Raw genomic sequence first — 25,119 nt, 5'->3', positions numbered from 1 at the left:
GAACGAACGGCCGTCTCAGGCGAGCGGGACGGACCAGAACAGCTGCGCACCGCCGCCGATATCGCTCAGCGCCAGCGCTCCGGAGCGTTCCTCGGCCCGTCGCTGCAGCTCGTCGAGACCCGGCGAGGGTCGAGAAGCCAGCGGAGTCGAGCCGTTGTCGGTGACGATGAGAGTCAGCATCAGACCGTCGACGTCGACGTCGACCCGGACCGACGTGGCGTTGGCGTGCTGCGCCACCTCGATCAGCGCGGCTCGCAACGCCGCCTCGACGTCGGAGGTCAGCTCGGGGTCGGTGACCAGCTCGACCGACCCCGTCACCTCCAGGACGGGGGTGAATCCGAGCATGGCGGTCATCTCCACCACGACGGCGAGGATCCGACCCGCGAGCGGAGGCACCGCGTCCACCGACGGCTCGATGTCGAAGATGGACGTCCGGAGGGTGCGGATCGTCTCGTCGAGGTTCTCGACGGCGGTGGCGAGCTGTTGACGGACGGCCGGGTCCGTCGAGAGTCCGGACGCCCCCTGGATGGTCAGCCCGGCGGCGAAGAGCCGCTGCACCACGTTGTCGTGCAGGTTGTGAGCCATCCGGGCGCGTTCCTCGAGCATCGCGATCCGCTGCTGGTCCGCCCGGGCGTCCGCCATCTCCAGCGTCAGCGTGGCCTGGACCGCGAAGGCCTGGGCGAGCTCCTTGTCGTTCTCGGTGAACGGCCAGTCCTTGGTCCGACCGACGGTGACGGTCCCGCGGACAGTGTCGCGACCGAGCAGCGGCACGACCATGACGTGGTTGATCGGCATCGGCAGGGGCAGGTGGGGGGCTTCTTTCAGGTACGCGTGGACGTCCTGCACCACCAGGGGCTCACCCAGCTGCATGGCCTGCCACGAGAGGCTGCCGCTGGCGTCGAAGCGGATCCCGCGGTACTGCTCGACCCCCTCCCCGCTGGTCGCGACGATCTCCAGGGTCCGGGGCGTACGCACGACCGGCAGCGTGATCAAGACACCCGCGGCCCGGGCGATCTGCTGGGCGGAACGGGCGAGGCCGGCCAGCATCGACGCCGTGTCCTCGTCCTCGGCCATCAGGCGCTGGCTGACCTCGGAGGAGACCCGCAGCCACTCGTGCCGCTGCAGCGCCTCGGTGTAGTTCTGGGCGTTCGTCACCGCCGTGCCCGCCGTGCTCGCCAGCGAGCGGATGAGGTTTTCGTCCTCGGTGCTGAACGCCGGCCGCCCGACGGGGTTGGCGAGGTAGAGGTTGCCGTAGACGCCGGCGGCCGTCCGGATCGGGACGCCCAGGAACGAGGTCAGGGCGGGATGGTCCAAGGGCACGCCGGAGCTGCGTCCGTCCGCGGCCACGGACTCCAGCCGAACGGTCGAGCCCGTGTCGGTCACCGCACCGAGCAGACCCCGACCCTTCGGCAGGTCGCCGATGGCGAGCACCGTCTCTCTGTCCATCCCGGAGTGGACGAACTGCTCCAGCCCGCCGTCGTATCCCACGACGCCGAGCGCGGCGTACTGCGCGCTCACGATCGCGCGAGCCGACTCCACCACCCGGCGCAGGACACCGTCGAGGGAGAGCTCGGCCATGATCAGCCGGTTGGCCTCGACGAGTCGTTCCAGGCGGGCAGCTGGGCCGCCGTCTGGCCGGGTCTCCTCAGGTGGCATGGTCGACGTTATCTCCTTGGCGACGGACGGGCTCGATGCTCACCGAACCGGGCCGGCTGCAAGCAGTCAGCGCCGCATCAGTGATGACGACAGTACGCGAAAACGGCTTTGCTCAGCAAATACCTGACCCCAGATTTGCCGCGTTGATTTCCGGGCGCTTTTTCTCCTAAAGGCTCCGATCTATGCGCCTTCTGGCCTATTCTTGGCTCATTGTTCCCCTCAGGTCACCGGTAGAGCTCGGCGGCCCCCGCGGCGCGCAGCTCAGCCAGCGCCGCCGCCATCGTCACCGGTCGGCAGCCGGCCGCGAGGGCGCGGGCCCGGATCCGCGGTTCCTCGCGCCACAGGGCCCAGCCGCGCCGGACCAGCAAGAGCAACGGCTTGCGGTGCTCGACCACGTCCCGCAGGAACCGGCGGACCAGGTTGGTGGTCCGGGAACGGTCCAGGTAGAGGGCCGTCAACGGCACCCCAGCCGCCGTCACCGATCCGACCAGCTCGGGGGCGAAGACGCCCTCGGCGACGAAGACGCGGTGCTCGCCCAGCTCGACCCGGTGCCAGCCCGTACGCCGGCTGGCCGCGATGTCGTACACCGGGACGTCTGCTGCGCCCGTCCGACAGAGCGTCGCAGCCACGGTGACGGCCGCCTCAAGGTCCCACGAACCCGGGTGGTCCCAGTCCACCGTGCCGAGCGTCCGCGGCAGGCCCGGGTGGTCGACGTCGCGGTAGAAGTCGTCGAGGTTCAGCCGCGGGCAGCCGGCAACCGCGGCCAGCCGGGACTTCCCGCTGCCCGAAGCGCCCGCCAGCAGCACCATCGTGCGGTTCACGTCACTGCGTCCCTCTCCTCGCTCGGCGCTCGAGCGATCCTATGCGGCGGACCGCCGGTCACGTTGTGGTGACGACGGCCGGTCGGACCCAGCCCTCGGATAGGCTGACGCACCTCGGGAACGCATCAGTTTGGAGCTCCCGAGCGTGCCCTTCTCCCTCTCCCGTCCGCTCTGCGCGCTCGTCAGCCTGACCGTGGCCGCCACGCTGTTCGTGGCGCCGGACCTGCGGCCCTCGCCGGCGGCCGCGGCCGTGGTCATCTGCGGAGACCTCTCCGAGCCCGTCCTCCAGCGGGTCGACCCCGCGACCGGGTCTGGCCTGCTGACGGTCTGGCCGCGCGAAGCCGCCGGCGCCGCGAAGTACGGCTTCACCGCCGACCTCGGCCCGGTCTTCCGAGCCTCCCGGACGGCCGACCTCGGCCTGGTCGCCGTCCGACGGCTGTACGCCGTCCGGACCGGCGACTACGTGTACGCCACCGGCCCCGACGAGATCGCCCGCTTCGAGGCGGCCGGCTACGCCGACCAGACCGCGAGCTTCTACGCCTCGGTGACGCCTGCGTCCTGCCTGAGCGGCGTCGAGCGCTACGTCAAGGACGGACGGCACCGGTTCGCGCTCACGGGGACCGCTGCGGCGCTCAGCGGCGACGGCTGGACCAGCGAAGGGGTCCAGTTCTACGCGCGAGCGACCGCGGTCAGCCCGCCGCCCGAGGTGCTCAGCACCCGGCCCATCGCGACGACCGGCAGCACCGCGTTCTCGTTCGCCGTGGTGCCCGACACCCAGCTCGAGGTGCTGCGCGCCGCCGACCCGCGGCTGGTCAACCGTTCCCGCTGGGTGCTGAAGCAGCCGAAGATGAGCTTTCTGCTCCAGACCGGTGACCTCGTCAACTGGGACACCGACGACCACGCCCAGTGGGCCTCCGCCGCCCGCGGTCTGGCTCCGCTGCAGCAGGCCGGGCTGCCGTACACGGTGGCGGTCGGCAACCACGACACCCTCGCCACAGGGCCGGGCGGGGGCGCCCGCGACCCCGGCCGCAGCCACGCCCTGATCCGCGAGACCGCGACGATGAACGCCACCCTGACCACCGACGACTTCCGCGGCGTCGGCGGGGTCTTCGAGACCGGCAAGGTGGACAACCTCTACACCCTCTACCGGGCCGGCGGTCTCAAGTGGATGGTGCTCAGCCTGGAGTTCTGCCCGCGGGCGTCGGTGGTGGCCTGGGCGCGGCAGGTCGTCGCCTCCCACCCCGACTACAACGTGATCGTGTCGACCCACTACTACCTGACCAGTGGCGGCAAGATCGGCACCACCGACGAGGGGTACGGCGACAGCAGCCCCGCGTACCTGTGGCAGCAGCTGGTCAGCCGCTATCCGAACGTCAAGATGGTGTTCTCCGGCCACACGGGCAAGGCGCGCAAAGCCCGCGTCGACACCGGCGTCCAGGGCAACAAGATCTACTCGTTCCTGACCACCTTCCACGACCCGCGGACCAACCCGACCCGGCTGATGACGGTGGACACGAAGACCAAGACCATCAAGACCCGGATCTACGCCCCGGACAGCAAGAAGACCTGGTCGACCTACACCCAGACCTTGAAGGGCGTCACCTTCGTCCGGTGAGGCTGTTGGGGACGGCCAGGCCGGGGTGATAGACAAGGGCCTGCCGCCGGGTCGCCGACGAAGCCGGCCCGGGGGTTGCCGGCGGTGCGGGGCTCAGGCCCCCAGGGTGGGGACGGCGTTGCTGCCGGTGAGGCGAGCGACCGTACGCGTGAGCGCGGCCACCGCCTCGTCCAGCTCCTCCTCGGTGATGGACAGGGCCGGCCGGAACCGGATCGACCGGACGCCGCAGGGCAGCACGATCACGTGCTCGACGTCGTACAGGTCGGCCACCACCGCGTTCCGCAGCTCAGGCGTCGGCAGGTCGCACGCGGCGAAGAGCCCGCGGCCGCGGACGTTGTCGAGCTCCGGGTGCTGGGCGCCGACGTCCCGCAGCCCGGTCAGCAGTCGCTCGCCCTTGGGTCCGGCTGTCTCGATCAGCCCGTCGGCCTCGATGATCTCCAGCAGCCGGCGCGAGCGCACCATGTCGGTCAGCCCGCCGCCCCAGGTGGAGTTGATCCGGCCCGAGACGCGGAAGACGTGGTCGGGCACCTCGTCCATCCGGCCGCCGGCCATCACGCCGCCCACCTGAGCCTTCTTGGAGAACGCGACGAGGTCGGGCTGGACGCCGAGCTGCTGGTAGGCCCACGGGCTGCCGGTGGTGCCGACGCCGGTCTGCACCTCGTCGAAGATGAAGAGCGCGTCGTTGGCGTGCACGAGGTCGCGCAGAGCGGCGAAGAACTCGGGACGGATGTGGTTGTCCCCGCCCTCGCCCTGGATGGGCTCGGCGATGAAGGCAGCGATGTCGTGCGGGTGGGTGGCGAACGCCCGCCGCGCCTGCTCGAGCGCGTGCTGTTCAGCCGCGACGACCTCGTCCAGGTGCTCGGACAGCGGGAACCGGACCGCCGGGACGTCGATCCGCGGCCAGTCGAACTGCGGGAAGCGCTCCGTCTTGTTCGGCTCGGTGTTGGTCAGCGACATCGTGTAGCCGGAGCGGCCGTGGAAGGCGCGGGTCAGGTGCAGGATCTTGGTGCCCAGCTCGGGACTGCGACCAGCCGCCTCGTTGTGCCGGCTCTTCCAGTCGAACGCGGCCTTGAGCGCGTTCTCGACCGCCAGCGCGCCACCTTCGACGAAGAAGAGGTACGGCAGGGCCGGGTCGCCCAGCACCCGCACGAATGTGGCCACGAACTCCGCGTACGCGCTGGAGTACATGTCGGGGTTAGCCGGCTTGTTGGCCGCGATCTCGCCCAGCGCGGCCAGGAAGGTCGGGTCGTCGGACAGCCCCGGAGGGTTGATCCCCAGCGGGGCGGACGCAAAGAAGGTGTACAGGTCGAGGTAGGTGGTGCCGTCCCGGGCGTCGACGAGCCGCGAGCCCCGGCTGCGCCGCAGGTCGAGCACCAGCAGCATGGCGTCGGTCAGGACGTGGCGCCCCAGCACCTCGTGCACCTCGGCAGGGGAGACGTGGGTACGCTCGGCCATCAGGACCTCCAGACTCGACCAATAATCCAGACAGAACCGTCTGATACTAGAGATATTAGTGCGTCAGGCGGCTTTCACCGCAACTAACGGCGTCCTGAGCCGGTCGAGGGCGCCGAAGGCCCACGAGTCACGGCAAACTGCTAACGTCCGGGCATGACCCCGCAGGAGCTCGCCAGCCTGGCTGACCTGCGGCGCGCCCGGGACCTGATCGACCGCGACTACGCCCTGCCGCTCGACGTCCCCACCATGGCCCGCCGGGCGCTGATGTCACCGGCCCACTTCTCGCGCCGGTTCCGCGCGGCGTACGGCGAGACGCCGTACAGCTATCTGATGACCCGCAGGATCGAGCGGGCGATGGCCCTGCTGCGGTCCGGGATGAGCGTCACGGACGCCTGCATGGCCGTCGGCTCTACCTCGCTCGGGTCGTTCAGCTCACGCTTCGCCGAGATCGTCGGGGAGTCCCCGAGCACCTACCGGCGACGGCAGCACGACGGGGTCTTGGCGATGCCCGCCTGCGTCGCCAAGGTCCGCACCCGACCGGCCCGCAGACCGAGCAGGAACGAAGAAGCCAACGGCGTGGCCGCGGCCTAGCGTGGCGGTCATGACGATCAACCTCCAGTACTGCAACGTCACCGTCAACGACGTCGACGAGTCGATCACCTTCTACGCCGGCGCCCTCGGCCTGCACGTCACCAACGACGTCGGCTCGGGCGGCCACCGCTGGGTCACCCTCGGCACCGACGACCAGGGTGGCCTCGGGATCGTGCTCTCGGCGCCGCACGCCGGCCGCTCGCAGGCCGACGGCGACGCGATGCAGGAGCTGCTCACCAAGGGTGTGCTGCCGATGCTCGTCTTCAGCTCCGACGACCTCGACGCGACCTTCGAGAAGGTCCGCGCCTCCGGCGCCGAGGTCCTGCAGGAGCCCATCGACCAGCCCTGGGGCCCGCGTGACTGCGCCTTCCGGGACCCGTCGGGCAACACCGTCCGGATCAACCAGGCGCCGAAGGCCTGACGGTCAGCGGAGGTACACGTCGCGTCGGTGCTCGATCCTCAGCACCTGCACCGGCATCTGTTCAGCGGCGATCGCCTAGCTGACTCGGTATTTCCCCCGGCGCCCGCTGTGCTTCCCGTCCAGTTCCCGCCGCTTTGCTACCCGTTGGGGGTTCTCGGTGAGCGGGCCCTGTAGGAGCTCCACGACGGCATGACGGGCCTTTCTCGGGTAGCCGGCCGAGCCCTCGCTGCGCTCGTCGTCGCCTGCGGCCAGCAGAGTCCTCAAGGTCAGGGGCTCTGCGAAGTTCATTTCGGCGGGCTAGTGGCTTCCGCGAGGCAAGCGGGCTTCGTCGGTCTCGATAATGCCCGGTTCGCTCGGGCTGAGCGATGCCTCGACGGCACGCTCACAGCCCGAGCAGGTCGCTGATCTCTGTTCGCAGGGCAGCAACCGTGGCGCGGGCTTCCTCGCGGGCCGCGGCCACATCCGGTGCTGGCGGCTGCCGTACTTCTAGGTAGCACTTGAGCTTGGGTTCCGTACCGGACGGGCGAACCACGACCTTGATCAACTCGCTGGTGATCATCACGGCGTCCGTGGGCGGAAGATGATCATGGCCGTCAGCAAGATCAACAACGTCGACCGGAGTCCCGGCCAGCTGCTGGGGCGGAGCTGCGCGGAGCGCGGCCATGGCGTCGCTGATGATCCTCAGGTCGGACACCCGGAACGACAGCTGGCTGGTCTCGTGCACCCCGTAGGTCAGCGCGATCTCCTCCAGCCGGTCGGCGAGCGTCCGGCCCTCGGCCTTCAGCGTCGCGGCGAGCTGCAGCACCCGCAGCAAGGCCGAGATGCCGTCCTTGTCGGGGACGGCCTGCGGGTCGACGCAGTAGCCGATCGCCTCCTCGTAGCCGAACGCCAGACCAGGCACGCGGCCGATCCACTTGAACCCGGTCAGGGTGGCCACGAAGGGCTGCCCGGACGCGGCGGCGATCCGCGAGAGCAGCGTGCTCGAGACGACCGACGCGGCGTAGACCCCCTGGACGCCGCGGCGCAACGCGTCGTCGCCGAGCAGGCTGCCCAGCTCGTCGCCGGTCAGCATCCGCCAGTCGCCGTCCACCACGGCGGCGACCGCGCACCGGTCGGCGTCCGGGTCGTTGGCGACCACGAGGTCGACGCCGAGCTCTCGAGCCTCGGCCAGGGCCAGGTCGACCGCTCCCGGCTCCTCGGGGTTGGGAAACGGGATGGTCGGGAAGTCGGGGTCGGGCTCCGCCTGGACGGCCACCACCGCCGGTGGAGGGAACCCCGCCGCGGTCACCACCTGCTCGACCAGCGCACCGCCGACCCCGTGCATCGGGGTGTAGACCCAGCTCAGCTCGCGCGGGGCGGCGGCGGGGACGAGCGAGGCGAGCCGTTCGAGGTAGGCGTGCTCGAGCTCGTCGCCGAGCACCCGGTAGCCGTCGCTGCGCGGCACGTCGGCCAGCGGGTGCCGGCTGACCTGCTCGATCTGAGCGGCGATCTCCGCGTCCGCCGGCGGCACGATCTGGGAGCCGTCGCCGAGGTAGACCTTGTAGCCGTTGTCCTGTGGCGGGTTGTGCGAGGCGGTGACGACCACCGCGGCCGCGCAGCCGAAGTGGCCGATGCCGAACGCGACGACCGGGGTCGGGGTCGGCCGTGGGGTGAGCAGGGTCTCGAAGCCGGCGGCGGCCATGATCTCCGCGGTGTCCCGAGCGAAGTCGGCCGACCCGTGGCGAGCGTCGTAGCCCACCAGCACCCGTTGGCCGGTCGCGCCCGCGTCGAGCAGGTAGGCGGCCAGTCCGGCCGCCGCCTGGCCGACGAGGACCCGGTTCATCCGGTTCGGGCCGGGTCCCAGCGCGCCGCGCAGCCCAGCCGTCCCGAACTGCAGCCGGCCCGCGAACGCGTCGGTGAGCTCAGCCCGGGCCTCGGCGTCGTCCTCGGCGGCGCGGGACAGCAGCTCTGCCGTCCGCTGCCGCGTCCCCGGGTCAGGATCTTGGACGATCCAGCCGGCGACGGCGCGCTGCAGCTCCGGCGGCAGGGGCGTGCTCACCTCAGAGCACGCCCGCGAGTCCGCCGAGCAGGACGCGCAGCCGCGGCCCCGCCTCGCGGCCGGCCTCCAGGACCTCCTCGTGGTGCAGCGGCGTGGGCGAGATGCCGGCCGCCTGGTTGGTCACCAGCGAGACGCCGAGGACGTCGAGACCGGCCTCGCGGGCGGCGATCGTCTCCAGGGTGGTGGACATGCCCACCAGGTCGCCGCCGAGGACGCCGGCCATCCGCACTTCGGCCGGGGTCTCGAAGTTCGGTCCGTGGAACTGCACGTAGACGCCCTCGGGCAGGGTGGGGTCGACCGTGCGGGCGAGGTCGCGCAGCCGGGGCGCGTACGCGTCGGTCATGTCGATGAAGGTCGGCCCCACCAGCGGGGTCGCAGCGGTCAGGTTGATGTGGTCGCGGATCAGGACGGCGGTGCCGGGCGGCCAGGCGGGGTTCAGTCCGCCGCAGCCGTTGGTCAGCACCAGCGTCGAGACGCCGGCCGCCGCCGCGGTCCGGACGCCGTGCACGACCTGGGCGACGCCACGTCCCTCGTAGTAGTGGGTACGGCCGGTGAACAGCGCCGCCGTCTTGCCGGCAGCCGTCCGGACGATCCGCAGCTCGCCGCCGTGGCCGACCACCGTCGGCGCCGCAAAGCCCGGCAGGTCGGCGAGGGGACAGGAGCCGAGCACCTCACCGAGGTCGTCCGCCGCGGCCGACCAGCCCGACCCGAGCACGAAGGCGAGCTCGATCGACTCGAGGTCGAACCGCCGCAGCAGCTCGGCGGCGGCTTCGCGGGCCAGGGCGTACGGGTCATCAGCCATGGCGGCAGCATAGGTGGCGCGCCTCCCGTGGTCGCTACCCTGGCCAAAGACGTTGCGACATGGTGCCGCGTACTCGCGGCGCGATGTCGCAACATCGTGGCGGGTTTCTACCAGCCGCTCGTACAGGGACGGCTGCGCAGCTCGACCAGGTAGTCGTCGGGGGCACCGGCGGCCTCGGCAGCGTCGGCGAGGATGCCCAAGGTGCGGGCACTGGGAGTGCCCCCCTCGAAGTCGCGCAGCACGTAGACCCAGCCGCCCTGCTCGCCGTCCAGGGTCGCGACCCGGATCCGCACCTTCTCGTAGAGGCCGGAGTCGGCGCTCTCCCACTCATCCAGGGTGGCCTCGTCGGCTTCGGTGACGTCGTAGAGACCGACGAAGACGTGCTCGGTGGCGTCCTCGACGAGCGTCGGCAGCGCACCGTCCCAGCCCTCACCGCCGAAGGTCAGCCGCCAGCCCTGGAGCCACCCGGTGCTGCGGAGCGGTGAGTGCGGACAGCGCTCCGCCATCTGGGCAGGGTCGAGGTTGCTCCCGTAGGCGGCGTACAGCACAGTAGCGAGGCTACTGGGACAAGGTGGAACAATGCTTCGGTGACTCGCGTAGTGATCGTCGGCGGTGGACCGGGTGGGTATGAGGCGGCCCTGGTCGCCAGCCAGCTCGGCGGTCAGGTGACGCTGATCGACACCGACGGGCTCGGCGGCTCGGCGGTGCTGACCGACTGCGTCCCGTCGAAGACCCTGATCGCGACCGCCGAGGTGATGACCGAGGTCCGGGAGTCCGCCGAGCTGGGGCTGCGTTTCGGGGCCGCCGAGACCGGACAGGCCGACGCAGTGGTCAGCATCGACCTGGGGGCGGTCAACGCGCGGGTGCTGGCGCTGGCCAAGAAGCAGTCCGAGGACATCTGCGAGCGGATCCAGCGCGAGAACGTCGATCTCGTCATCGGTCGCGGCCGGCTGGCCGGGCCCGACACGGTGGTCGCCGAGACCGCGGCCGGGGAACGGACCTTCGACGCCGACATGGTGCTGATCGCGACGGGTGCCTCACCCCGCCAGCTCCCGACCGCGAAGCCCGACGGCGAGCGGATCCTGACCTGGACCCAGCTCTACGACCTCACCGAGCTGCCGGAGCGGCTGATCGTGGTCGGCTCGGGCGTCACCGGGGCCGAGTTCGCCAGCGCGTACGACGCCCTGGGCTGCGACGTGGTGCTGATCTCCTCCCGCGAGCGGGTACTGCCCGGCGAGGACGCCGACGCCGCGCAGGTGCTCGAGGACGTCTTCTCCCGCCGCGGCATGACCGTGCTGTCGATGTCGCGGGCGGCGTCGGTGGTCCGGGACGGCGACTCGGTGGTCGTCACCTTGGCCGACGGGCGCGTCGTCACCGGCTCGCACTGCCTGATGGCGGTCGGCTCGATCCCCAACACCGCTGACATGGGTCTGGCCGAGTCCGGAGTGGCGGTCGACCAGGCCGGCTTCGTCACCATCGACCGGGTGTCGCGGACCTCGGCCCGCGGGGTCTACGCCGCCGGCGACTGCACCGGCGTGCTGCCGCTGGCCTCGGTCGCGGCCATGCAGGGCCGGATCGCCATGTGGCACACCCTTGGCGACGCCGTCGCGCCGCTGGACCTGATGACGGTGTCCTCGAACGTGTTCACCGCCCCCGAGATCGCCACCGTCGGGGTCACCCAGACCCAGGTCGACTCGGGCGAGGTGATCGCGCGGTCGGTGACCCTGCCGCTGCGCGGCAACCCGCGGGCCAAGATGCAGGGCAGCCGGGACGGGTTCGTCAAGCTGTTCTGCCGTAGCGTGACCGGCATCGTCGTCGGGGGAGTCGTCGTCGCGCCCCGCGCCAGCGAGCTGATCTACCCGGTCGCGATGGCCGTCGAGCAGCGGCTGACGGTCGACCAGGTCTCGCAGTCGTTCACCGTCTATCCCTCGCTCACCGGCTCGATCGCCGAGGCGGCGCGGCGGCTGCACGGCACCCGTTCGATCGCCGGTTGAGTTGGCTCTCGACGTCGATGCGGTCGCTGCGCTGCTGGCCGGCCGGCCGTGGGTGGCGCTGACCGGCGCCGGCCTGTCCACCGACTCGGGCATCCCGGACTACCGCGGACCGACGTCAGTCCGCGCGACGCCGATGCAGTACGGGGAGTTCGTCGGCTCGCACGCGTCGCGGCAGCGCTACTGGGCCCGGTCCTACCTCGGCTGGCGGCAGATCGGCCAGGCGGCTCCGAACGCCGGTCACCGCGCGCTCGTGCAGCTCGAGGCGGCCGGCCTGCAGGGCGTCCTGACGCAGAACGTGGACGGGCTGCACGCCGCCGCCGGCAGCCGGACCGTGATCGACCTGCACGGCCGGATCGCCGACGTGATCTGCCTCGACTGCGGCCGGGTCAGTCCCCGGCTCGACCTGCAGCAACGGCTCGCCGTCCTCAACCCTGGGCTGACCGAGGCGCCGACCCTGGAGCACGCAGAGCTCAGGCCCGACGGCGACGCCGTGGTGGAGGACTGGCACGACTTCGTCCTGGCCGACTGCGAGGTCTGCGGCGGCCGGCTCAAGCCGGACGTGGTCTTCTTCGGCGAGTCGGTACCCAAGCCGCGGGTCGCGCAGGCCTACGCGCTGGTCGACCGGGCCGAGGTGCTGGTGGTGCTGGGCTCGTCCCTGACGGTGATGTCCGGCCTGCGCTTCGTCCGTTACCAGACCAAGCGCGGCCGTCCGACGGTGATTATCAACCGCGGTCAGACCCGGGGCGACGACCTGGCTAGGCTCAAGATCGAGCTGGGTTGCTCCGAGACGCTCACCGGACTCGCGGCCCACCTCCTGGCCGCAGCCTGACGGTCACTTCACAGGGTCGCGGGCGACCTCACAGGTGCGCGCGCAGCTGTGAGGTCGCCCTTGAGCCTGTGAAGTGGGGGACAGGGGTAGTCCGGTAGTCCGGTAGGCCGGGCCGGGGCCGGGGCCGGGGCCGAGCGCGAGCAGGACAGGTCAGTCGAACATGCCGCCGAACATGTCGCCGATGCCTTCGCCGATACCGCCGATGCCGTCGCCGATTCCGCCCATCATGTCGCCGACGCCTTCGCCGATGCCGCCGAGACCTTCGCCGAGTCCGCCGAAGACGGGGCCCATACCGCCGAAGAGGAAGCTGCCGATCAGCATGCCCGAGAGCATGTCGCTGCCGCTCCACCGGCTGTAGTAGCCCTGGGCCCAGGGCGCGTACGCCGGACCGCCCTCCCAGTAGGGGACGCGCTGAGCGCCGACCTGGACCGTACGGATGTACGGGTCCGCCCCGGCGAGCACCCGCTCGGCGTCGGCCGGGCAGGCCGGGATGGAACGTTCCTGACCGCCTTCGGGGGCCCACTGCACGTCTTGCGAGCTGGGTCCGTGGGCGGGGTTGAAGAAGCACGGCGGACGCTTGGCCGGCAACGCGCGGCCAGCGACGCGAGCCTTGACGCAGGCGATCGCGTAGCGGCCGTCCTCGAGGATCGAGGTGACGTGCTTGATCTCGTCCGGCCTCTTGACGGCGTCGAGGGAGGTCTTGGCGTCCTCGTACGCGTCGAGGGCACGCTGGTAGTCCTGCTGCATGGGTTCATCGAGCGGGTGACCGGCGACGTCGACGTCAAGCCGCTGCAGCTCCTCGCCGAATTTGGTCACGTCTTCGTCGGCCGCACGTCGGGAGGTCGCCAGCTGAGACTCGAGCTCGGCTCGCTGCACCGCCTCCCGCTGGGCGATGGCCCGCCGTCGGTAGACGGCCGCACCGCCGCCGACCAGCAACACGATCAGCAGCAGGACCAGAAATTCACCCATGAGTTTCATAGTCCCCCTGCGCAGTGAGTTGTCGGGGGCTCACCCGGCCCTTCTTACCGACTTCTCACCGGCTCCCCAGTCTCGTGGGAACCCGCGGGCGACCGACCAGGTGTCGATCCTCCTCACTCGTCAACGATGTCGCAGAGGCTGGACCCGCTGGTGACGGTGGCGCCCACCTCGGCGGTGAGGTTGGTGACCGTACCGGCGCGGTGCGCGGTCAGCGGCTGCTCCATCTTCATCGCCTCGAGCACGACGACCAGGTCCCCGGCGGCGACGACGTCGCCCTCAGCCACGGCCACCTTCACGATCGTGCCCTGCATCGGGGAGGTGAGCGCGTTGCCCGAGGGAGCCGCCGCGGCCGCCGCCCCGCCGCCACGACGGGCCGGACGCGCCCCCCGGGCCGGGCTGGCCGCTTTGTTGGTCGCGCCGATCCCCGCGGGCAGCACGACCTGCAGCCGGTGCCCGTTCACCTCCACCACGACGGTCGAGCGCTCCTCGGGCTCCGTGGTCCCGGTCGTACCCGCGTACGGCGGGATGGTGCCGCTGAACTCGGTCTCGATCCAGCGGGTGTGCACCCCGAAGACGCCGTCGGCGGCGATGAACGCCGGGTCGTCCAGGACTGCGCGGTGGAACGGCACCACGGTGGGCATGCCCTCGACCACGAGCTCGCTCAGGGCCCGGCGGGCGCGAGCCAGCGCCTGGGTCCGGTCGGCGCCGGTGACGATGATCTTGGCGACGAGTGAGTCGAAAGAGCCCGGCACGGTCATCCCGGCGAGATAGCCTTCGTCGACCCGTACGCCCGGCCCGGACGGCGCGCGCCAGGCCGTCAGCGTGCCCGGCGCCGGCATGAAGTTGCGGCCCGCGTCCTCGGCGTTGATCCGGAACTCGATCGAGTGCCGCCGGACCACCGGGTCGTCGTAGCCGAGCTCTTCGCCGTCGGCGATCCGGAACATCTCGCGCACCAGGTCGAGCCCGGTGACCTCTTCCGACACCGGGTGCTCGACCTGCAGCCGCGTGTTGACCTCCAGGAACGAGATCGTCCCGTCCTGGCCGACCAGGAACTCACACGTCCCGGCGCCGACGTAGCCGGCCTCGCGCAGGATCGCCTTGGACGCGGCGTACAGCTCCTCGACCTGGCCGTCGGTCAGGAACGGGGCGGGCGCCTCCTCGACCAGCTTCTGGTGCCGCCGCTGCAGGGAGCAGTCGCGGGTGGAGACCACCACGACGTTGCCGTGGGTGTCGGCCAGGCACTGGGTCTCGACGTGCCGAGGCTGGTCGAGGTAGCGCTCGACGAAGCACTCACCCCGGCCGAACGCCGTGACGGCCTCGCGGGTCGCGGACTCGAACAGCTCAGGGACCTCGGCCAGCTCGCGCGCGACCTTGAGCCCACGCCCACCGCCGCCGAAGGCCGCCTTGATCGCGATCGGCAGCCCGAACTCCTCGGCGAACGCTACGACCTCAGACGCGTCCGCGACCGGGTCGGCCGTGCCCGGGACCAGCGGGGCGCCGACCCGCTCGGCGATGTGGCGGGCTTGCACCTTGTCCCCGAGGGCTTCGATGGCGCTCGGCGGCGGTCCGATCCAGATCAGCCCGGCGTCGAGGACGGCAGCCGCAAAGCCGGCGTTCTCGGCCAGGAAGCCGTAGCCGGGGTGCACGGCGTCGGCACCGCTGCGGGCGGCGACGTCGAGGAGCTTGGCCACATCCAGGTAGGTCTCGGCCGGTGTCGCGCCACCGAGGGCGTAGGCCTCGTCGGCGAGGGTGGCGAAGAGGCTGTCCCGGTCGGCGTCGGCGTAGACCGCCACGCTGCCCAGGCCCGCGTCCTTCGCGGCGCGGATCACCCGGACGGCGATCTCACCCCGGTTCGCCACGAGCACCTTACGAATCCCCACGTGTCCTCCTTGACTCGAGCCGCTCACTGGCGCAGCACCCGCGGGAGTCTAGTGGTCGTGGACGGTCAGCCCCGGAAGCGCACCCGGTCGCCCGGCCGCAGCTGAGCAGCCCGGTCGCAGGAGGCTTCGGTGACCACCGCGATCACCGGATAACCGCCGGTGACGGGATGGTCGGCGAGGAAGACCAGTGGCTGACCGGACGCCGGCACCTGGACCGCGCCCCGGACGAGACCCTCGGACGGCAGCTCGCCGGTGACCCGCCGGGTCAGGGTCGGGCCGTCCAGCCGGGCGGCGACCCGGTCGAGGTCGGTGCTCACGGTCCAGCTGGCGTCCAGCAGGGTCGTCCAGGCCGTCTCGTCGAACCAGTCGCGGCGGGGGCCAGGACGCAGCTCCAGGACGTCCGTTGCTGGTCGGGGCGGCGCCAGGTCGGTGTCGGGGAGCGGCTCGGTGGGGATCGCGGTCCGCAGCTCGTCGCCGGTACGCAGCGGCTCGGGGCCGAGACCCGACAGCACGTCGCGGGCGCAGCTGCCCAGGGTGGCCGGGGCGAGGATGCCGCCGCGGACGGCCAGGTAGTTGCGGAGGCCCGCAGCCGGCGGCTCGATCCCTAGCCGGTCGCCCGGACGCAGGGCCAGGGTGGCGTGCGAGCAGGTCGGCCGGTCGCCGACCGTGACCGAGGTGGGTGCACCGGTGACCGCGACGAAGGCGACCGAGGTGGCCCGAACGACCAGCCCGCCCATCGTGACCTCGACCGTCACCGCCGTCTCGGGGTTGCCGACCAGCCGGTTGGCCAGCCGGTGCGCTGCGCGGTCGGCGGCGCCGGACGGGGAGACGCCGAGGTGGGCGTAGCCGGGCCGGCCGAGATCCTGCAGCAGGGCGAGCGGGCCGGCCTGCTCGACCATCAGCCCAGCCACCTCAGATCGCCCGGAACTGCAACCGGACGCCGGGCTGCAGCAGGGCGGGCGGGTCGCGGTCGAGGTCCCACAGGGCGGTGTCGGTCCGCCCGATCAGCTGCCAGCCACCGGGCCCCGAGCGCGGATAGATGCCGGACCAGCGGTCGGCCAGGCCGACCGCGCCGGCCGGCACCCGTGTCCGGGGGCTGGACCGGCGCGGCACCCGTAGCCGGTCGTGCTCACCCTGCAGGTAGCCGAAGCCGGGCGCGAAGCCACAGAAGCCGACGGTCCACAGCTGGCCGGTGTGGGTGGCGACCACCTCCTCCGGGCTCAGCCCGGTGAGCTTGGCCACCTCGGCGAGGTCCTCCCCGTCGTAGTGGACGTCGACGGTCAGCGAAGGCGTGTCGTCGGCGGTCGGCGGTTCGCCGCCGAGGGTGAGCAGCCGCTCGCGGTCGGTCCCGCTGAGCGGCGCGGACAGCCGTAGCAGCAGCGTCCGGGCGCCGGGCACCACCTCGACCACCCGTTCGAGCCCGGCGACCGGGCCGACGAGGCTGAGCGCCTCCGTCAGGTCGGCGCATTCCAGCAGCACGGCCGACTCGCCGTAGTCGAGCAGCCGCCGGGTCACGGCGCGCCCACGAAGGGGGTGATCAGGAAGCCGGCCGACACCAGGGCGGCGCGGACGGTCGTCGCCATCGCTACGGCGCCGGGGGTGTCGCCGTGGGTGCACATCGACTCGGCCCGCCCCTCGCTGGCCGCGGTCACCGCGCGTTCAGCCGCCTCGTCGGCATCGGTGACCATGGCGTCCGGTCTGCGGCGGTCGACCAGCCGGCCGTCGGGGGTGTAGTTGCGGTCGATGAAGTACTCGGGCACGGCCCGGAGGCCCTGGTCGGCGGCGATCCGCAGCAGTGCGGAGCCGGGCAGCCCGAGCAGCGGCAGGTCGGGGTCGTACGCGACGACCGCCGCCACCACGGCGGCCGCCTGGCCCTCGTCCTCGACGGCGGTGTTGTAGAGGGCGCCGTGCGGCTTGACGTAGCGGACCCGGCTGCCGGCCGCGCGGGCCAGCCCGTCCAGGGCACCGATCTGGTAGAGCACGCCGGCGGTCAGGTCGTCCGCCGCGATGTCGAGGAAACGGCGGCCGAAGCCCATCAGGTCGGGATAGCTGACCTGGGCCCCGATCGTGACGCCGTTCGCCACGGCACCCTCGCAGCTGCGACGCAGCGTGAGCGGGTCGCCCGCGTGGAAGCCGCAGGCGACGTTGGCGCTGGAGATCAGCGGCAGCAGGGCCGCGTCGTCGCCGAGGGTCCAGCGGCCGAACGACTCACCCAGGTCGGCGTTCAGGTCGATGCGGCGGTCGGTGGCGGGGACCATGCGCACATTCTTCACGCCGCTAGGTTGGACCCGTGGCTGAGGTGGACCCGGTGACCCCGGACGAGAAGGACTGGACCTGGACGCTGACCCGCCGCTGCGAGGAGTGCGGGCTCGGAGCCGGCGAGGTCGACCCGCTGACCGTCGGCCGGCGGGCCTGGGTGGCGGCGGAGGAGTGGGTGCACATCCTGCGCGAGCACCCCGCGGTCGAGGCCCGGCCGGAGCCCGGCGTCTGGTCGCCGCTGGAGTACGCGGCTCACGTCCGCGACGTCTACCGGATCTTCGACGGCCGGCTGCACCAGATGCTCACCGAGGACGACCCGGCCTTCGCCAACTGGGACCAGGACCAGACGGCCGTCCTGCAGCGTTACGCCGAGGCCGACCCCGAGGTGGTCGCGGCCGAGCTCGAGGCCGCGGCCGCCACCCTGCTGGGCCGGATCCAGCAGCTGCAGGCCGCCGACTTCACCCGCACCGGTCGCCGCTCCGACGGCGCCACCTTCACCGTCGCGACCCTGCTGCAGTACTTCCTGCACGACGTCGTCCACCACCTGTGGGACGTCACCGGCCAGCAGGACGGGGCCGCCTCGCTCGAGTGGGCCTGAGCATCTCGACGGGCCCGGCGTTCGGTGCGTCGGTGACGAGGTCGTCACGGACTGACGTCAGCGGACGTCGACGCAGTCGCCCTTGGTGGTGACCTTCGCGGTGGTGGCGCTGCCTCGGAAGACGAACCGGTAGCAGCCGTCGAGTCTCGCCTCGACTTTCGCCGTCACCTTGCCGTGGGAGCGGCTGGTGACGGTCTTGACGTCGGCGTAGGAGCCGGTGAGGGTCCGGAACTGCAGCACGACGTGCCGCTTGGTGTACCCGGCGTAGGTGCGTGACTCCCAGTTCGCGCGCCTCAGCGTGCCCGTGACGGTGAGGGTCTTGCCCTGACGTACGGGTTCGGGGGTGGCGTTCGTGGTGAGCGTGGCCGCACGGAGGACACGAAAGCTGGCGCCGTCGGCGCTGGTGCTGCTGCTGGCCCAGCTGAGGTGGACCGCCGAGGTCCACCGGCCCGCGTCGGCGTTCGGGAGAGCGCCCGGGGAGATCCGGATCCCGACGTCGTAGGTGGTGACGCCGTCGACGGTCTCCTCCTCGTCCATGGCGAAGGTCTCCGTCCCGCCGGTCGGGGTGAGGAAGTCGGAGTCGACGTGCGTCACGGTGCAGCCGTGCGGGTCGACGCCGACGGTCGCCACGAAGCCCTTGGGCAGCGACGTGCCGACGACGACCGTCCGGGGGGCGACCGAGCTGCTGACCAGCTCCGGAGCCGTGCAGGTGGCGGCTGAGGCAGGCGCGGCCGCCACGGCCAGAGGCACGGCGAGCAGCGTCGCGCTGGCGAGGGCGATCAGCGGAGAGCGCACGGGGTCCTTCGGGTCAGGCGCGACGGACCGGGTCAGCGGACGTCGACGCAGTCACTGGTGCTGGTGACCTTACGGGTGGTGCTGCTGCCGACGAAGACGAAGCGGTAGCAGCCGTCGGTGGTCGCGGTCACCGTCTTCTTCAGGGCGCCCTTCTTGGCGCTCGTGGTCGCACCGACCGAGGCGTACGAGCCACCGGTGGGCTTGAACTGCAGTGTCACCTTGCGCTTGGTGTAGCCCGCGTACTTACGGGACTGCCAGTTCGCGCGCGTCAGCTGGCCCGTGACGACCAGCTTCTTGCCCGCGGTGACCGGCTCGGGCTTGGCGTTCGTGGTGAGCTTGGCGGCGCGGAACACCCGGAAGGCGTCCGTGGAGGTGATCGAGCCGCCGCTCCACCGGGTGAGGGAGGCGGCCGTCCACTTGCCGGCCTCCGCGTTCTCCAGCGTCGCCGCCTCGAGGTCGATCCCGTAGACGTACGTGGTGACCCCGTCGACGGTGCTGTCGACCTTCATCGGGAGGTTCTTGGCCGTGTGCTTCGGCGAGCGGACTGTCACCTTCACGCTGCTGATCGAGCACCCGTTCGTGCGGACGTCGGTGTAGACGTCGAAGCCCTTCACATTTTTGGTGCCGACGACGACGTTGTGCGGCGCGACCTCGGTGCCCAGCACCTCCGGCGCGGTACAGGTGGCGGCCTGGGCCGGTGCGGCGAGCACCACCAGCGGAGTGGCGGCGACGGCAGTGGTGACGACCAGGGCGGCGAGACGGGTGCGCATGGTCGGCCACGCTAGCCCAATCGGCGGGATCGGGTGCGCGGATGAGCAGCTTTTCTTGGCGGTCCGGGCCTGCTCCAGCGCGCAGTCGACGCGGCTCAGTCGACGTCGGTGAAGTGCTCCACCCGCGGCGGTCCGGCGAAGAAGGGCCCGATCAGGCCGCGCCACTGGGTGAACCGCTCGGTGCCGCGGAAGCTGGCCTCGTGCGCCTCGACCGAGTCCCACTCGACCAGCAGCACGAACCGCTCCGGCGACTCGACCCCGTGGGTCATCCGTACCGACTGACAGCCGTCGGTGCCGACCAGGATGGACTTCGCCTTGCGGTACGCGGCCTCGAAGCCGGCCGGGTCCCTCACGTCGATCAGAGCCACCTCGAGCACCATGGCGGCGATCCTACGGGTATCTCAGCCGACGAAGTCGAGGATCTCAGCCGACGAAGTCGAGGACCGCAGCCGACGAAGTCGAGGACCGCAGCCGACGACGTCGAGGATCTCAGCCGACGACGTCGAGGTCGGGGTCGGCCAGCAGGTCGAGCACCGCCGCGAGGCTCACGCCCATCTTCTTCAGCGGCACGTCGGTGTTGTTCGCGAACACGGGGTCGACCCAGGCGCCCGCCAGCTCGCCGTCAGCCTGGAGGTAGTCGACGACGAACCCCCCGTCGCTGCGCCGGTCGATCCACACGGACCGGCCGTCGACAGTCTCGGCGCGGCAGCTGCCGTCGGCGAACGTACCTGAGCACAGGCCGTCACGTTCTGCTCCCGTGGTGTCCAGCCGCTCCCCGGGCGTCGCCCGGGACACCGAGACCAGCAGCATGCCCTCGCCCGGCTCGCCCTTGACCTTCCAGGACAGCTTCTGGCCGAGCTCGACGCCGTGCGCGCCCCCACCACCGGCGAAGGAGTCCTTCGCGTACGGCCCGAGGTGGTCGCCGTCGGGGTCCAGGTGTTGCCGGACCAGGTCGTAGGTGTTCCTCGTGGTCGCCGAGAACGGGGGGGTGCGCTGACCGATGGTGAAGACGCTGCCGTCACGGTCGGCATACCCCTTCGCCTTCGTGTACGACAGCACGGGATAGGTGTCCAGCGGTGTGTTCGGGGGGCCGGCGCTCGGTACGGGGTCGGGGTCCGTCGAGATCGTCCAGCTCGGGAAGCTCGACGGCACGTCGACCGAGGGGGACGGCGCGACCGGTACGGCGGTCTGGGTGGACGGCGCCAGCGTCAGGCCGAGCACGGCGGCCACGGCGACCGCGGTCACGCCACCCGAGACGGCGAGGCTCGTCCGGCGCCGCCGACGGTGCCCTCGGGCGAGGTCGGCCGAGACGTCCGGCAGGGCGGGTTCGCCGCGGAAGCAGTCCTCGAAGTCCTGCGGGCCGAGCTGATCGGGATCGGTCACGGTCATGGCGTCACACCTTCTCGGCGGTGGTCAGGAGCTCGGCGAGGCGGCTGACCGCCCGCGAGCAGTGGCTCTTCACGCTGCCGGTGGAGATGCCCAGGTCGTCGGCGACCTCGGCGACCGAGAGCCCCCAGTAGTGCCGCAGCACGACGACCTGTCGCTGGCGGCCGGGCAGCCGGCTCAGCGCCTCCAGCAGGTCTCGGCGTTCGACACCGTCCTCGGCCGGCGTCGGAGTGCCGAGGTCAACGAGGTCGTCGCTGGCGGCGACCTCGCGCCGCCACGGCCGTCGCCACTCGTCCACGGTGGTCCGGGCGATGATCTTCCGGACGTACGCGTCCGGACCGCGGTGCCGCTGGACCCGCGGCCAGGCCACGTAGAGCTTGGCCAGGGCGATCTGGGTGATGTCCTCGGCCCGGTCCCACGAACCGCACAGCAGGTAGGCCGTACGGACGAGGCGCCGGCGTGAGGCGACGACGTACGTCGTGAAGGCGTCGTCGCGCTCGCTCATACCTATCCCTACGCGCTCAGCGACCGATCGGTTGTCACCGGTCGAGGAGTCGGTGCCTCAGATGGGCAGGCGCCGGAAGAGCGGCCGCGGCACGTGGCGGAGCCCGGACATCACCACCCGCATCGCGTTGGGGACCCAGATCAGCTCCTTGCCCCCGGCCACCGCGGCGACGACGGCGTCGGCGACGTCCTCGGGCGTCACCGCGAGCGGCGCCTCCGTCAGCCCCTTCGTCATCTTGGAGTGCACGAAGCCCGGCCGTACCACCAGCACCTTCACCCCGTGCTCGCGCAACGCTTCGCCGAGGCCGAGGAAGAAGCCGTCGAAGCCGGCCTTGGTCGAGCCGTAGACGAAGTTCGAGCGACGCACGCGTTCGCCGGCGACGCTCGACAGCGCCACGATCCGGCCGTGGGCCTGGGCGCGCATCCGGTTGGCGAGCAGGACGCCGAGGTGGACCGGGGCGGCGTAGTTGACCTCGGCCAGCTCCAACGCGAGCTCGGCGTCGACCCAGTCCTGCTCGGGGTCGCCGAGCAGCCCGAACGCCAGCACGGCCAGGTCGACGTCGCCCTGGGCGAACGCGGCGTCGACGGTCGATGCGTGCGAGGCCGCGTCCCGCGCGTCGAGGTCGATCTCGGTCACGGCACAGTCGAGGCCCGTCAGCTCGGCGGCCGCAGCCGTCCGCCGCTCGCTCGGCCGGGCGGCCAGCAGCACGCGCAGCCCCGGTCGGGCGTAGCGGCGGGCGATCGCCAGGGCGATGTCGGACGTCCCGCCCAGCAGCAGCAGGGATTGGGGGGCACCGAGCGCGTTCATCAAGGAGAAGTTCCTTAGCTGGAAGGGATCTAGGCCACTAGAGGTGGAGGCGGCGGGCCAGGTCGGAGTTGAACAGCCCGGACGGGTCGACCTCCTGCCGGACCGCGAGGAAGTCCTGCAGCCGGGGGTACATCGCCCGGAAGGACTCGGCGCTGAGCCGGGAGTCCTTGGCCAGGTAGACCCGGCCGCCTGCGCCGATCACCTGCTCGTCGAGGGCGTTGCAGAGGGTGTCCAGCCCGCGTTCGATCGGCAGGTCGACGGTCAGCGTCCACCCCGGCATCGGGAAGGACAACGGCGAGGGGTTGCTGGGCCCGAAACGCTTGAGCACGTTGAGACAGGACAGGTGGCCCGAGGTCACGATCATCTCGAAGCAGCGTCGGAAGGTCTCGCCCTCGCTGAAGGGCACGACGAACTGGTACTGCAGAAAGCCGTGCGGGCCGTAGAGCCGGTTCCACTCGCCCACGATGTCCAGCGGGTGGAAGAACTGGGTGATGTTCTGCAGCGCGCCGACCTGGTGCTTGGGCGCCTTGCGGAACCAGAACTCGCTGAACGCCTTGGCCGTGGCCACGTTGACCATCCGGTTGGGGAAGACCTCCGGGATGGTGCCGAACGAGGGAGCCACGAACTTCAGCGGGTCGCGCCTGAGCTTGGGCGTCAGGTCGGCCAGCGCGGCCTTGTCGCCGCGGGTGAGGACCGCCCGACCCATGTGCTTGCCCCGGGTCACGGCGTCGAACCACGCGACGGAGTAGGTGTACGCGTCGTCGCCATCGCTCATCCGGGCCATCAGGTCGTCGATGTCGGAGGCCCGGTCGGTGTCGACGGTGAAGTAGGCGGTCTCGGTGCGCTGCACAGCGACGGTGGCGCCGAGGATGGCGCCGGTCAGGCCCATCCCGCCGATCGTGGCCCAGAAGAGCCGGCCGCCCTCGTTCACCCCCGGCTCGCCCTCGGGGGTGAGGGTCTGCACCTGACCGTCGGCGGTGAGCAGGTCGAGTGAGACGACGTGGTTGCCGAAGCTGCCTTGGGTGTGGTGGTTCTTGCCGTGCACGTCGGCGGCGATGGCGCCACCGATCGTCACCTGGCGGGTGCCGGGCAGCACGGGTACCCAGAGCCCGAACGGCAGCAGCGTCCGCATCAGCGCGTCCATGCTGACCCCGGCCTGGACCGTGACCGTCGCCGGTTCGGAGGCAGCGTCGACGGAGAGGATCTTGTTCAGCTTGGTCAGGTCGAGGGTGGTGCCGCCGGCGTTCTGGGCGGCGTCGCCGTAGCTGCGGCCGAGCCCGCGCGGGGTCACCCCGCGGCCGCCCTCGGAGGTGCGCAGTGCCGACACCGCGTCGGCGAGGGAGTCGATCGAGGCCAGCCGCGACATCGAGGACGCCGTGCGTCCCCAGCCGTGCAGCTCGACCAGCCGTTGCGGGATCATCGGTTGCGCCTCGGGCATCGACGGGGCGATCGCGGGCGCACCGTCGGCGACCTCGGACGCGGGAAAGTCGTTCACCTGGTCACCGCTACGGAGATGGTCACGAGCCACACCAGTCCAATCACTTGAAGCACGTGGTCGTGGAGCACGACCTCTTCGGGCTCACCGGCGTTCCCGGTGTCGACCTCCAGCGCGTACTGCAGCAGTCCGAGGGTGAACGGCGCGATGGAGATGGCCGTCCAGGGTATCCCGCCGAGGCCGCCGCCCCGGTTCTCGAACGCCCACAGGCTGTAGGAGATGAGCACCATCACCGCGGCCAGCATCCAGGCGAACCGCAGGTAGGACTCGGAGTAGCGCAGCAGGCTGCGGCGGGTGCCCGCGTCCGCGCCGACCGACTTCAGCTCGGAGTAGCGCTTGCCCGCCACCATGAAGAAGGAGCCGAACGCCGCGACCAGCAGGAACCACTGGCTCAGCGGGATGTCGCTCGCGACGCCGCCGGCGATGGCCCGCAGCAGGAACCCGCTGGCCACCATGGCCAGGTCGACGACGGGCAGGTGTTTGAGAAAGGTCGAGTAGAGGACCTGCAGCACGAGGTACACCGTGAGCGTCAGACCAAGCTCGCCCGAAACCCAGAAGCCGAGACCGAAGCCGAGCACTCCGGTGACCGCAGCCAGCAGCAACGCGGCCGCCGGGCTGAGCTCGCCGGCGGCGATCGGCCGGAACCGCTTCTTCGGGTGCAGCCGGTCCTCCTCGACGTCGCGGACGTCGTTGATCAGGTAGACCGTGGCGCTGACCAGGCAGAACGACACGAACGCGAGCAGTGAGCCGATCACCACCCCGCGTTCGAGCAGCCGACCGGCGGCGAGGGGGGCGGTGAAGACCAGCACGTTCTTCACCCACTGGCGGGGCCGGACGGCTCGTACGGCCGCCGGGACCCGGCTGGGTCTGAGCGCGAGCTCGCGCGTGTCGGTGGTCACGGTGTTCAAGGCTAACCGGCGCCGCCCTCCTAGGGTGGGACGCATGCGCGGACGTCGGCTCACCTGCGGCGCTGGCGTGGTCGTGGTGTTCGCGCTGGCCGGCTGCGGGGCTGCCGCCGGCACTCCCGCGACGGGTAGAACCACCCCGCCGGCCGCGACCGCCTCGGCGACGTCGGCTGTCCGGGTGCCATCTGACGGGGTGGTGCTACGGGACTTCGGCTACCAGTTCGGCCCGCTGGACGCGTTCTCGCTGCCGCGCACCTCGGTCGTCACCGCCGCGGTCGACCAGGCCGACAACGTGACGCTCGTGCTCTCCGCGCCGTCGGCGGCGGAGGTGACCGACTACTTGCGCCAGGCCCTGCCCGCCGCCGGCTTCACCGTCACGGCCGACGACCCTGGGAGGACGACGCTGACATTCACCGGCCACGGCTGGTCCGGCAGCGTCACCGCCGACTCATTGTCGACCGGCATCCTGCTGCGCCCGCTCCGCTGACCAATGCTCCGAGGAGACCCGATCCGCGGGGT

General features: G+C 71.4%; 26 protein-coding genes. 7 read left to right on the top strand and 19 right to left on the bottom strand.

Annotated features, from left to right (window positions below; translation table 11 throughout):
* Positions 1–15: 15 nt before the first annotated feature.
* Together ACFE76_RS00230 and ACFE76_RS00225 are read right to left on the bottom strand one after the other, a co-directional pair.
* Positions 16–1,656, bottom strand: a complete 1,641-nt coding sequence (locus tag ACFE76_RS00230; RefSeq protein ID WP_375429716.1) for a GAF domain-containing protein — start codon at positions 1,654–1,656, stop codon at positions 16–18.
* 224 nt (positions 1,657–1,880) lie between these two features.
* On the bottom strand, positions 1,881–2,477 hold the full coding sequence (locus tag ACFE76_RS00225; protein WP_375429715.1) for a uridine kinase: 597 nt from the start codon (positions 2,475–2,477) through the stop codon (positions 1,881–1,883).
* Positions 2,478–2,622: 145 nt separating this feature from the next.
* On the opposite strand from ACFE76_RS00225, the gene ACFE76_RS00220 reads away from it, so the two are divergent.
* A complete protein-coding gene (locus ACFE76_RS00220; protein ID WP_375429714.1) occupies positions 2,623–4,092 on the top strand; it encodes a metallophosphoesterase in 1,470 nt (489 codons plus the stop codon).
* A gap of 93 nt (positions 4,093–4,185) precedes the next feature.
* On the opposite strand, the gene lat is transcribed toward ACFE76_RS00220, so the two are convergent.
* Positions 4,186–5,547, bottom strand: a complete 1,362-nt coding sequence (lat, locus tag ACFE76_RS00215) for an L-lysine 6-transaminase (RefSeq protein ID WP_375429713.1) — start codon at positions 5,545–5,547, stop codon at positions 4,186–4,188.
* 153 nt (positions 5,548–5,700) lie between these two features.
* Here lat and ACFE76_RS00210 point away from each other — a divergent pair, with 153 nt between their 5' ends.
* Positions 5,701–6,138, top strand: a complete 438-nt coding sequence (locus ACFE76_RS00210; RefSeq protein ID WP_375429712.1) for a helix-turn-helix transcriptional regulator — start codon at positions 5,701–5,703, stop codon at positions 6,136–6,138.
* 10 nt (positions 6,139–6,148) lie between these two features.
* The gene (locus ACFE76_RS00205; protein ID WP_375429711.1) at positions 6,149–6,559 is read left to right on the top strand and encodes a VOC family protein; all 411 of its coding nucleotides are present in this window, start codon (positions 6,149–6,151) and stop codon (positions 6,557–6,559) included.
* A 382-nt stretch (positions 6,560–6,941) separates the two neighbouring features.
* On the opposite strand, the gene ACFE76_RS00200 is transcribed toward ACFE76_RS00205, so the two are convergent.
* The 3 genes from ACFE76_RS00200 to ACFE76_RS00190 all read right to left on the bottom strand — a co-directional run bounded on the left by ACFE76_RS00200 (position 6,942) and on the right by ACFE76_RS00190 (position 9,947).
* The gene (locus tag ACFE76_RS00200; RefSeq protein WP_375429710.1) at positions 6,942–8,597 is read right to left on the bottom strand and encodes a phospho-sugar mutase; all 1,656 of its coding nucleotides are present in this window, start codon (positions 8,595–8,597) and stop codon (positions 6,942–6,944) included.
* A gap of 1 nt (position 8,598) precedes the next feature.
* Entirely contained in the window at positions 8,599–9,399 is an 801-nt protein-coding gene (locus ACFE76_RS00195; RefSeq protein WP_375429709.1) for a purine-nucleoside phosphorylase, read from the bottom strand.
* 107 nt (positions 9,400–9,506) lie between these two features.
* On the bottom strand, positions 9,507–9,947 hold the full coding sequence (locus tag ACFE76_RS00190) for a gamma-glutamylcyclotransferase family protein (protein ID WP_375429708.1): 441 nt from the start codon (positions 9,945–9,947) through the stop codon (positions 9,507–9,509).
* Positions 9,948–9,986: 39 nt separating this feature from the next.
* Between ACFE76_RS00190 and ACFE76_RS00185 the strand changes: the two genes are divergently transcribed.
* Together ACFE76_RS00185 and ACFE76_RS00180 are read left to right on the top strand one after the other, a co-directional pair.
* The gene (locus ACFE76_RS00185) at positions 9,987–11,393 is read left to right on the top strand and encodes an NAD(P)H-quinone dehydrogenase (RefSeq protein WP_375429707.1); all 1,407 of its coding nucleotides are present in this window, start codon (positions 9,987–9,989) and stop codon (positions 11,391–11,393) included.
* Position 11,394: 1 nt separating this feature from the next.
* Complete coding sequence (locus ACFE76_RS00180; protein WP_375429706.1) at positions 11,395–12,222, top strand: NAD-dependent protein deacetylase; 828 nt, start codon at positions 11,395–11,397, stop codon at positions 12,220–12,222.
* Positions 12,223–12,372: 150 nt separating this feature from the next.
* On the opposite strand, the gene ACFE76_RS00175 is transcribed toward ACFE76_RS00180, so the two are convergent.
* The 5 genes from ACFE76_RS00175 to ACFE76_RS00155 all read right to left on the bottom strand — a co-directional run bounded on the left by ACFE76_RS00175 (position 12,373) and on the right by ACFE76_RS00155 (position 17,338).
* Entirely contained in the window at positions 12,373–13,191 is an 819-nt protein-coding gene (locus tag ACFE76_RS00175; RefSeq protein WP_375429705.1) for a hypothetical protein, read from the bottom strand.
* Positions 13,192–13,313: 122 nt separating this feature from the next.
* Positions 13,314–15,080, bottom strand: coding sequence for an acetyl/propionyl/methylcrotonyl-CoA carboxylase subunit alpha (locus tag ACFE76_RS00170; RefSeq protein ID WP_375429704.1), 1,767 nt, complete (start codon positions 15,078–15,080; stop codon positions 13,314–13,316).
* Positions 15,081–15,145: 65 nt separating this feature from the next.
* The gene (locus tag ACFE76_RS00165) at positions 15,146–15,979 is read right to left on the bottom strand and encodes a biotin-dependent carboxyltransferase family protein (protein ID WP_375429703.1); all 834 of its coding nucleotides are present in this window, start codon (positions 15,977–15,979) and stop codon (positions 15,146–15,148) included.
* Positions 15,980–15,992: 13 nt separating this feature from the next.
* Positions 15,993–16,595 carry an allophanate hydrolase subunit 1 gene (locus ACFE76_RS00160; RefSeq protein ID WP_375429702.1) on the bottom strand — a complete coding sequence of 201 codons (603 nt, stop codon included), beginning with the start codon at positions 16,593–16,595 and terminating at the stop codon, positions 15,993–15,995.
* A complete protein-coding gene (locus tag ACFE76_RS00155) occupies positions 16,592–17,338 on the bottom strand; it encodes a LamB/YcsF family protein (protein WP_375429701.1) in 747 nt (248 codons plus the stop codon). The genes ACFE76_RS00160 and ACFE76_RS00155 overlap by 4 nt, the downstream gene beginning before the upstream one ends.
* Before the next feature lie 32 nt (positions 17,339–17,370).
* Here ACFE76_RS00155 and ACFE76_RS00150 point away from each other — a divergent pair, with 32 nt between their 5' ends.
* Positions 17,371–17,937 carry a DinB family protein gene (locus tag ACFE76_RS00150; protein ID WP_375429700.1) on the top strand — a complete coding sequence of 189 codons (567 nt, stop codon included), beginning with the start codon at positions 17,371–17,373 and terminating at the stop codon, positions 17,935–17,937.
* 57 nt (positions 17,938–17,994) lie between these two features.
* Here the strand turns inward: ACFE76_RS00150 and ACFE76_RS00145 are convergent, their stop codons facing one another.
* The 8 genes from ACFE76_RS00145 to ACFE76_RS00110 form a co-directional block, all read right to left on the bottom strand.
* A complete protein-coding gene (locus ACFE76_RS00145; RefSeq protein WP_375429699.1) occupies positions 17,995–18,732 on the bottom strand; it encodes a hypothetical protein in 738 nt (245 codons plus the stop codon).
* A 32-nt stretch (positions 18,733–18,764) separates the two neighbouring features.
* Complete coding sequence (locus ACFE76_RS00140; RefSeq protein WP_375429698.1) at positions 18,765–19,502, bottom strand: hypothetical protein; 738 nt, start codon at positions 19,500–19,502, stop codon at positions 18,765–18,767.
* Positions 19,503–19,597: 95 nt separating this feature from the next.
* The gene (locus tag ACFE76_RS00135) at positions 19,598–19,882 is read right to left on the bottom strand and encodes an antibiotic biosynthesis monooxygenase family protein (protein WP_375429697.1); all 285 of its coding nucleotides are present in this window, start codon (positions 19,880–19,882) and stop codon (positions 19,598–19,600) included.
* Positions 19,883–19,991: 109 nt separating this feature from the next.
* Entirely contained in the window at positions 19,992–20,891 is a 900-nt protein-coding gene (locus tag ACFE76_RS00130) for a hypothetical protein (RefSeq protein WP_375429696.1), read from the bottom strand.
* 4 nt (positions 20,892–20,895) lie between these two features.
* Complete coding sequence (locus ACFE76_RS00125; protein WP_375429695.1) at positions 20,896–21,393, bottom strand: SigE family RNA polymerase sigma factor; 498 nt, start codon at positions 21,391–21,393, stop codon at positions 20,896–20,898.
* Between the two features lie 57 nt (positions 21,394–21,450).
* Positions 21,451–22,200, bottom strand: coding sequence for a decaprenylphospho-beta-D-erythro-pentofuranosid-2-ulose 2-reductase (locus ACFE76_RS00120; protein WP_375429694.1), 750 nt, complete (start codon positions 22,198–22,200; stop codon positions 21,451–21,453).
* A 37-nt stretch (positions 22,201–22,237) separates the two neighbouring features.
* A complete protein-coding gene (locus ACFE76_RS00115; protein WP_375429693.1) occupies positions 22,238–23,695 on the bottom strand; it encodes an FAD-binding protein in 1,458 nt (485 codons plus the stop codon).
* Positions 23,692–24,594, bottom strand: a complete 903-nt coding sequence (locus tag ACFE76_RS00110; RefSeq protein WP_375429692.1) for a decaprenyl-phosphate phosphoribosyltransferase — start codon at positions 24,592–24,594, stop codon at positions 23,692–23,694. The genes ACFE76_RS00115 and ACFE76_RS00110 overlap by 4 nt, the downstream gene beginning before the upstream one ends.
* 43 nt (positions 24,595–24,637) lie before the next feature.
* On the opposite strand from ACFE76_RS00110, the gene ACFE76_RS00105 reads away from it, so the two are divergent.
* Positions 24,638–25,087, top strand: a complete 450-nt coding sequence (locus ACFE76_RS00105; RefSeq protein WP_375429691.1) for a hypothetical protein — start codon at positions 24,638–24,640, stop codon at positions 25,085–25,087.
* Positions 25,088–25,119 lie beyond the last annotated feature (32 nt).

The sequence above is a fragment of the uncultured Friedmanniella sp. genome (assembly GCF_964244005.1).
In the GTDB taxonomy this organism is placed as follows: domain Bacteria; phylum Actinomycetota; class Actinomycetes; order Propionibacteriales; family Propionibacteriaceae; genus Microlunatus.
Note: the sequence above shows the minus strand (reverse complement) of the source record. Positions and strands in the feature narration are given on the sequence as shown.